We start from the raw sequence: 7,390 nt of genomic DNA on the forward strand, positions 1-7,390 counted from the left end.
CAGGTCAAACGTCGGTATGCTGAAGGGTCGGCCACAGAGGCATCGACGGAGACACCGACGGGGACGTCGACTGAGACGTCGGCAGGTTCATCGGCAGGGGCATCGGCAGGCACATCGGCAGGGGCGTCGGCGGACGGTCGACGAGTGGGCGGACCGGCGAACAGGGGTGGTCGGTCCGATCGGGGTCGACGGCGGTGCCGGGCCCGGCCGCTATCCCGCCAGCGGCATCGTGATCACCTCTCCGCCGCGGCGCTCGGCCTCCTCCTCCAGCTGCGCCTCCCGCTGGGCCAGTTCGGTCCACGCCCAGCTGGCCGGCCCGGACAGTTCGGCCGACCACTGCTTGCCGTACGTGCCCGAGGCGATCTGCCCGAGCCGCAGCCGCTGGATGTCCGAGGTGCCGGCCGGCGGGTAGACGTGGGTGGCGTCCCGTTGGTAGCGCTCGATGTTGAAGTCGGTGTGCAGGCCGCGGGCCGCGTGGATCTCCATGGCGTTGCGCGCCGAGTCGAGCGCGTACTCGGTGTTGATGAGCTTGGCGTTCATCAGCTCGGCGTCGCAGGCCTTGCCGTGGTCGAGCAGGTGCGAGGCGTGGTAGGCGGCGAGCTTGGCGGTCATCAGCCGGGACTGCATCTCGCCGAGCTTCAGCGCGATGTTGGGCAGCTGGTTGAGCGGCTTGCCGTACAGCACCCGCTCCTCCGCGAAGCGCGCGGTGTCCTCGACGATCGCGACGTGGATACCGAGGGCGACGGCGGCCAGGTTGAGCCGTCCGTAGAGCGTGGACGACGAGTAGGCGACGTCCAGGCCCTGGCCCTCGCGGCCGAGCCGGTTGCCCACCGGGACGCGGCAGTCCTCGAAGACGATCTCGCCGAAGCTGAAGCCGTGCAGCCCGCTCTGGGAGCCGCGGGTGCCGGTGCGGAAGCCCGGGCGGTCGCTCTCGACGAGGAACGCGGACAGCCCCCGGCTGCCCTGGTCGGTGCGCAGGACGACGCCGTGGACGTCGCCGATGTGGGAGTTGCCCACGAACCACTTGCGCCCGTTGAGGACGTACTCGTCTCCCTCCCGGCGCGCGGTGCCCGCCATGCCGAGCACGTGGCCGCCGGACTCCGGCTCGGTGACGGCGATGGTGGGCAGGGCCTCCCCGGAGGCGAACTTCGGGAGCCACTTGCGCCGCTGGGCGTCCGAGCCGTAGTGGAGGACCTTGGCCACGCCGAGCTGCGAGGCCTGGGCCACGGCGCCCATCGCACCGCTCACCCGGGCCAGTTCCTCGACGATGACGGTCTTGGCGAGGTGCCCGAGCCCCAGCCCGCCGAAGACCTGCGGGATCGTCACACCGATCCAGCCCCGGCGGGCGATCTCGCGCGACAGCTCGAACTCCACCTGCCGGTCGGCCTCCATTCTGGCCACGTGCGGACGTATCTCCTTCTCCGCGAACTCGCGCACCTCCGCCCGGAGGCTCTCGTGGCGCTCGTCGGTGAAGTAGTCCATGGTCATGCCGGGGTCCTCTCGTTTCGGGGTGTCGTGCCTCCGTCCGTGCCGTCGATGCCGCGCCGGCCGCCGCTGCGGTGGGGTGTGGGGTCGTGGGTGGCGGCCGGTTGCCCTCGTTCGCCCCTTTGCAACCGGTGCGTGCGGAACTCCGGCCGGGATCCCCGGGGGTTGGGGCTACCGTCCGTGTCTTCGGCAGGGCTCATTGTCATATGGGCATAAGGAAGTCACCCAGAGCCGATCTTGGATTGGCGCGAAAAAGATCGTCCGAATTTCGCTTGGTTTCGCCATGTGACCGGATGGGAAGTGATCTTCGTCCCCGCGGCAACCTGCCGAGCGGCCGTTCACATGCGGCTTTGACTGTCCATCAGCAACCAGAACCACCCGGCCCGGGGGCGCCGAACCCCCCGGATGTCTGATTACATGTGCGCCATGACTGATGTGATGAGCACTCAAGGCCAGTTCCCGGGTGCCGCCGGCGAGTCCGAGCGCACCCGCAGACTGCGCACCCTCGGTCTCAACGAACCCTCCGCGGACGAAGCCTTCGACCGCTTCGCCCACCTGGCGGCCAGCATCACCCGGGCCCCCATCGCGATGGTCAACTTCATCAACGACGAGCGCCAGATGTTCCGGGGGCTCTACATTCCGCCAAACTCCTCCGACACGGCCTCCGACGACGGCGCCTCCTGGGCCGACCGGGGCATCGCGTTCGACCTCCCCACGCGCGAGATGCCGCTGAGCCACGGCTTCTGCCCCCACGTCGTCGCCCAGCGCTCCCCGCTCGCCCTCGACGACATCCTCGCCTACCCCCGGTTCGCCGGGAACCCGGTCGTCGACGAACTCGGCGTGCGCGCCTACCTGGGCGCCCCGCTCGTCGACGACACCAACACCGTCATCGGCACCGTCTGCGTCCTCGACCGCGAACCCCGCCAGTGGGGGCGCGAGCGCCTGCGCGACATCCAGCACCTCGCCGAGGCCCTCCTCTCCGAGATCCGGCTGCGCGACACCCTGCTCGCCCAGCAGCAGGAGATGTTCGCCGCCTTCGACGGCTCGCCCTTCCCGATCATGCTCACCGACGGCCCCGGCCAGGAGATCCGCTACGCCAACGCCCAGCACGCCGAGACCTTCGGAGCCCCGGTGGCGTACGGCGCGGTCGGCGCCGCCTACCCGCAGCTCGGTGCGGCCGGCCTCCAGCAGGCCGTCGCCGAGGCTTACCACACCGGGCGGGCCACCGTCCTCGGCGACGTCCGGATCCAGTCAGGGCGCCCCGACCAGCGCGGGCAGCAGATCTTCAGCTTCACCTGCACCCCGATGCGCACCGCCCGCACCGGCCAGGTCAACGGTGTCCTCACCGTCGGCATGGACGTCACCGCGCAGTCCCGCACCGAGGAGGAGCTCGGCACGCTGGCCGCCCTCCTGGTCGACCGGCTCCAGCAGAACGGATCCGCCGGCCGCCCGGGCATCGCCGGGGAGAGCGGAATGGTCCTGCCGGGCTGAACGCCGAGCGGCCGTCCGCGGCACCGTCGAGATCACCGGACCGTCCAGTGGGGCGGGGCGCCTCTCACCCCCGAGGAGAGGCTCCCCGCCCCACTGCCGTCCGGGCCCGGACCCCAATCGTCCGTACGCCACCGCCTGCCGCCTGCCGCCTGCCGTTCGAACTCCGCCATCCGCCGCCACCGAGCGGGTGAACCGCCCGCCCCCGCCCGCCCGTTCGGGCCCGACCGGCCGCCCGCGGTGGTAGGCATGGGCCGCATGGACTGGTTCGCCGTCCCCGACTACTGGCCGAGCCGGCTGCTCGTCCAGCGGATGCTCGCCGGCCTCTACCTGATCGGCTTCCTCAATGCCGCGGCCCAGTTCCGCGCCCTGATCGGCGCCCACGGCATGCTCCCGGTGCCGCGCTTCACCGCCCGCGTCCCCTTCCGCCGGGCACCCAGCCTGTTCCACCTCCACTACAGCGACCGCTACTTCGCCGCCGTCGCGTGGACCGGAGCCGCCGCGGCCGCGGCCCTCGCCGCCGGACTCGGCGACGCCCTCCCGCTCTGGGCCTCCCCGCTGCCGTGGGCCCTGCTCTGGGTCCTCTACCTCTCCATCGTCAACGTCGGCCAGACCTGGTACTCCTTCGGCTGGGAGTCGCTCCTCCTCGAAGCCGGTTTCCTCGCCGCCTTCCTCGGCACCGCCGACACCGCCCCGCCCGCCCCCGTCCTGTGGCTGATGCGCTGGCTGGTCTTCCGCGTCGAGTTCGGCGCCGGACTGATCAAGATCCGCGGCGACAGCTGCTGGCGCGACCTCACCTGCCTGCGCTACCACCACGAGACCCAGCCCATGCCAGGACCGCTCAGCTGGTTCTTCCACCACCTGCCCGACCCCCTCCACCGCGTCGAGGCCGCCGCCAACCACGTCGTCCAACTCGTCGTCCCGCTCGGACTCTTCCTCCCGCAGCCGGTCGCCACCTACGCCGCCTGCCTGATCTCCGCCACCCAGCTGTGGCTGATCGCCTCCGGCAACTTCGCCTGGCTCAACTGGCTCACCATCGCGCTCGCCCTCGCCGCCGTCGACCCCGCCCGCATCGGCCTGCCCGTCCACACCCGCACCTACCCGGCCACCCCCGCCTGGTACGAGGCCCTCGTCCTCGCCCTCACCGCGACCGTCGCCGTCCTCAGCTACTGGCCCGTGCGCAACCTGCTCTCCCGCGGCCAGGTCATGAACCGCTCCTTCAACCGGCTCCACCTCGTCAACACCTACGGCGCCTTCGGCAGCATCAACCGCGTCCGCCAGGAGGTCGTCGTCGAAGGCACCGACGAACCCGTCCTCACCCCCGACACCGTCTGGCGCGAATACGGCTTCAAGGGCAAACCCGGCGACGTCCGCCGCCTGCCCCGCCAGTACGCCCCCTACCATCTACGGCTCGACTGGCTCATGTGGTTCGCCGGCATCTCACCCGGCTACGCCCGCCCCTGGTTCCTGCCCTTCGCCGCCCGCCTCCTCACCGGCGACCCCGCCACCCTGCGCCTGCTGCGCCACAACCCCTTCCCCGACGCCCCGCCGACCCACGTCCGGGCGACCCTCCACCTCTACCGGTTCACCGGATGGCGCGAACTGCGGCGGACCGGAGCGTGGTGGCACCGCACCCCCCTGTCCGAATACCTCGCCCCCGTCGACCTCGCCGCCCTCGGCCGAGCCGGCCACCGCCCGCCCCCGGGCCACCGGCCACCGCCCGGTCGGCGCACCCGCACCGTCCCCCTCGACCGCCTCCGTCGCCCGGACGGCCGACACCACCACCCGCCCGGCCCCGCCGGCGGTCACCCGCCCGGACCTCCCGAGTAGCGCCCAGCCGGGCGTCATGGCACGCGACACCGGCCCGTCGGACGGTGGGTGCGTGCAAGGCTCGAACGGGCACCCGTATTCTGGGCGTCCACAACCGGCGGTTCGACCGCGCGCCCCCCGCCCCGGCCCCGGGGCACCCCGCGCGAACGGTCCGTCGCCCCCTCGCCGCCAGCCCCGCCGCCGTCGCCCAGAACCGGACCTCACATGACAGTGCTTCACTCGCGCAACGCCGACGCAGCCGACCCGGCGGACGTCGCCGACGCCGCAGACGTCAAGGACCCCCAGGACGCCGCCGCGGAGCCCGACCTCCGCGAGGACCTCGGCCGCTACGCCGAACTCGGCGCCTTCACCCTCACCACCGACACCCACGCCTGGTACGCGGCCCTCGACACCGTCGCCACCCCCGAGGACGCCCGCGCCGCCAGCAGCGCCCTCGCCGAACTGCGCGGCCACGATCTCACCCGGACCTGGGAGGCCGTCACCGCGCTCGCCACCGACGCCAAGCTCGACGAACCCGACACCGTCGCCAAGACCGTGCTCCTCGTCGAACTCCTCCAGCGCGTCCACCGCACCTCCGGCACCCTGACGGCCGCCGCCTACGACGCCGACCTCGACGCCCTCACCGCCGCCACCGCCGACGGCGCCTGGCGTCGCGAGCGCGGCGTCAAGCTCTCCTGGCTGCGCGCCCGCGCCCTGCGCAAGCAGGCCGCCGCCCTCGCCACCGAGCGCCGCACCCGCCGCGAGGACCTCCACGAGGCCCTCGCCTCCGCCGAGGTCGAGCGCCGCGCCTGGGCCGCCCTCGCCCCCTCCGGCACCCTGCCCACCGCCCCCGGCGACGGCACCCTCGTCGAGCGCACCGCCCAGACCTTCGACGCGATCAACGCCGGCCTGCGCGAACTCGCCCGCGTCCTGCCCGACCATGACCTCGACGGCCTGCCCTTCGCCGAGCTCGTCGACCTCGTCGAGCGCCTCGCCGCCGACGAGGGCACCCTCTACCGCCTGCCCACCATCCACAGCCTGCGCACCACCCTGGAAGAGGCCGGACTCGGCGACCTGCTCGCCGAGCTCGCCGCCGCCAGGGCCGACCGCCGCGCCGCCGACGCCGCCTACGCGGCCCGCCAGGCCCTGGCCGGCGGCCAGCGCGACGGGCTGGCGGAGGCTCCTGCCGCGGCTGTCGTCGCGGAGGAGGCCGACGAGGCGGCCGAGGCCGTGACCGAGGCCGAGACTTCGGCGGAGCCGGTGGTCGAGCCGGTGGTCGAGGCGGAGGTCGAGGCGGAGATCGGGGACGAGCCGTCCGTCGTCTCCCTCCCGGCGCCGTCCCCGGCGGCCGACGACCTCGTGGCCGCCGCCGCGCTCGTCGAGACCGAGGACGCGCCGGTCGAGGCCGAGGAGCCGAAGGCCGTCGAGGAGACGGCCGTTGAGGCTGCCGAGGCCGAGGTGGCCGCAGACGAGGCCGAGGCTGTCGAGCTGGAGGCGGTGGCTGAGGTGACCACCGAGGCGGCCGTCGAGGCGCCGGTTGAGGTTGAGGCTGTGGAGCCGGAGGTCGTCGTGGCCGAGGTGGCCGCCGAGTCGGTGGAGGTCGTCGAGGAGACGGCCGTTGAGGCCGAGGCCGAGGCTGTCGAGCTGGAGGCCGTGGCCGAGGAGACCGCCGAGGCGGCCGTCGTGGCGCCGGTCGAGGTTGTGGAGCCGGAGGCCGTCGTGGCCGAGGTGACCGCCGAGTCGGTGGAGGTCGTCGAGGAGACGGCCGACGAGGCCGAGGCCGTGGCCGAGCCCGCCGTTGAGGTTGCGGTCGCCGAGCCCGAGGCCGTCGTCGAGGCTCCCGCCGTGGTGGAGGAGGAGCCCGGCGTCGAGGCAGAGGTGGTGGAGCCGGAGACGACCGTCGAGGCCGAGCCCGAGGCTGTCGAGCCCGAGGCCGCCGTCGAGGCCGAGCCGGTCGCCGAGCCGGTCGCCGAGCCGGTCGCCGAGCCGGTCGCCGAGGTCGAGGCCGCTGCCGAGCCGACCCCCGAGGCTTCCCCCGAGCCGATCGCCGAGGCCCCGGAGGCCGTTGAGGCGCCGGTGGCCGTCGAGGCCGAGGTGACGGACGAGCCGGAGGCCGCCGTCGAGCCCGCCGTCGAGGCTCCGGTCCCGGTGGAGGAGGAGTCCGCCGCCGAGGCAGTGGCGGTCGAGGCGGAGGAGCAGCCCGTCGAGCCGGCCGCGTCCGCCGGTCGCCCGGCGAAGCCGGACTTCACGCCCGGGCGGCCCGTGACCGCCTACTCGGCGGAGGAACTGCTGGCGGTCGTCCGCTGGGTGGACGGCGACGGGGTCGAGCGCAGCGAGGAGGAGCTGCTGCGCGCCGCGATGAAGGAGCTGGGCTTCGGCCGCCTCGGTCCGCGCATCAAGGAGGCGCTGGGCGCCGCCGTCACCGCCGCGCGCGGCTGACGGACCCATCGCAGTGCCCCGGGGGGGCGGGGGCCCGCCGGCGGGCCGGGCTGGGGCGCGGGGCCCCGGCCGACGGCCGCGGGAGGGTCCCGAGGGTCCGGCGGGTCCGTCATGGCGCCTCCTGGCGTCTGCGTGGGTTCGCGGGCCGGGCGGGAGCGGACGGCCCGGG

General features: G+C 73.8%; 4 protein-coding genes. 3 read left to right on the forward strand and 1 reads right to left on the reverse strand.

The window, feature by feature from the left end:
- Positions 1-210 precede the first annotated feature (210 nt).
- Positions 211-1,488: an acyl-CoA dehydrogenase family protein gene (locus ACFV4F_RS05190; protein WP_380436183.1), complete on the reverse strand. Its 1,278-nt coding sequence runs from the start codon at positions 1,486-1,488 to the stop codon at positions 211-213.
- Between the two features lie 423 nt (positions 1,489-1,911).
- Between ACFV4F_RS05190 and ACFV4F_RS05195 the strand changes: the two genes are divergently transcribed.
- From ACFV4F_RS05195 to ACFV4F_RS05205, 3 genes are all read left to right on the forward strand, one after another.
- The gene (locus ACFV4F_RS05195) at positions 1,912-2,976 is read left to right on the forward strand and encodes a GAF domain-containing protein (RefSeq protein WP_380500494.1); all 1,065 of its coding nucleotides are present in this window, start codon (positions 1,912-1,914) and stop codon (positions 2,974-2,976) included.
- A gap of 255 nt (positions 2,977-3,231) precedes the next feature.
- Positions 3,232-4,803 (forward strand): lipase maturation factor family protein, encoded by a 1,572-nt coding sequence (locus ACFV4F_RS05200; protein WP_380500504.1) that lies wholly within the window; start codon positions 3,232-3,234, stop codon positions 4,801-4,803.
- Positions 4,804-5,007: 204 nt separating this feature from the next.
- Positions 5,008-7,221 carry a hypothetical protein gene (locus ACFV4F_RS05205; protein WP_380500495.1) on the forward strand — a complete coding sequence of 738 codons (2,214 nt, stop codon included), beginning with the start codon at positions 5,008-5,010 and terminating at the stop codon, positions 7,219-7,221.
- Positions 7,222-7,390: the final 169 nt, after the last annotated feature.

It is taken from the genome of Kitasatospora sp. NPDC059722 (assembly GCF_042733235.1).
Taxonomy (GTDB): domain Bacteria; phylum Actinomycetota; class Actinomycetes; order Streptomycetales; family Streptomycetaceae; genus Kitasatospora.

Bases quoted from the DNA above. Each gene is read 5' to 3' on its own strand.
- ACFV4F_RS05195 (WP_380500494.1), top strand. From the start codon at position 1,912: ATGACTGATGTGATGAGCACTCAAGGCCAGTTCCCGGGTGCCGCCGGC.
- ACFV4F_RS05200 (WP_380500504.1), top strand. From the start codon at position 3,232: ATGGACTGGTTCGCCGTCCCCGACTACTGGCCGAGCCGGCTGCTCGTC.
- ACFV4F_RS05190 (WP_380436183.1), bottom strand. From the start codon at position 1,488: ATGACCATGGACTACTTCACCGACGAGCGCCACGAGAGCCTCCGGGCG.
- ACFV4F_RS05205 (WP_380500495.1), top strand. From the start codon at position 5,008: ATGACAGTGCTTCACTCGCGCAACGCCGACGCAGCCGACCCGGCGGAC.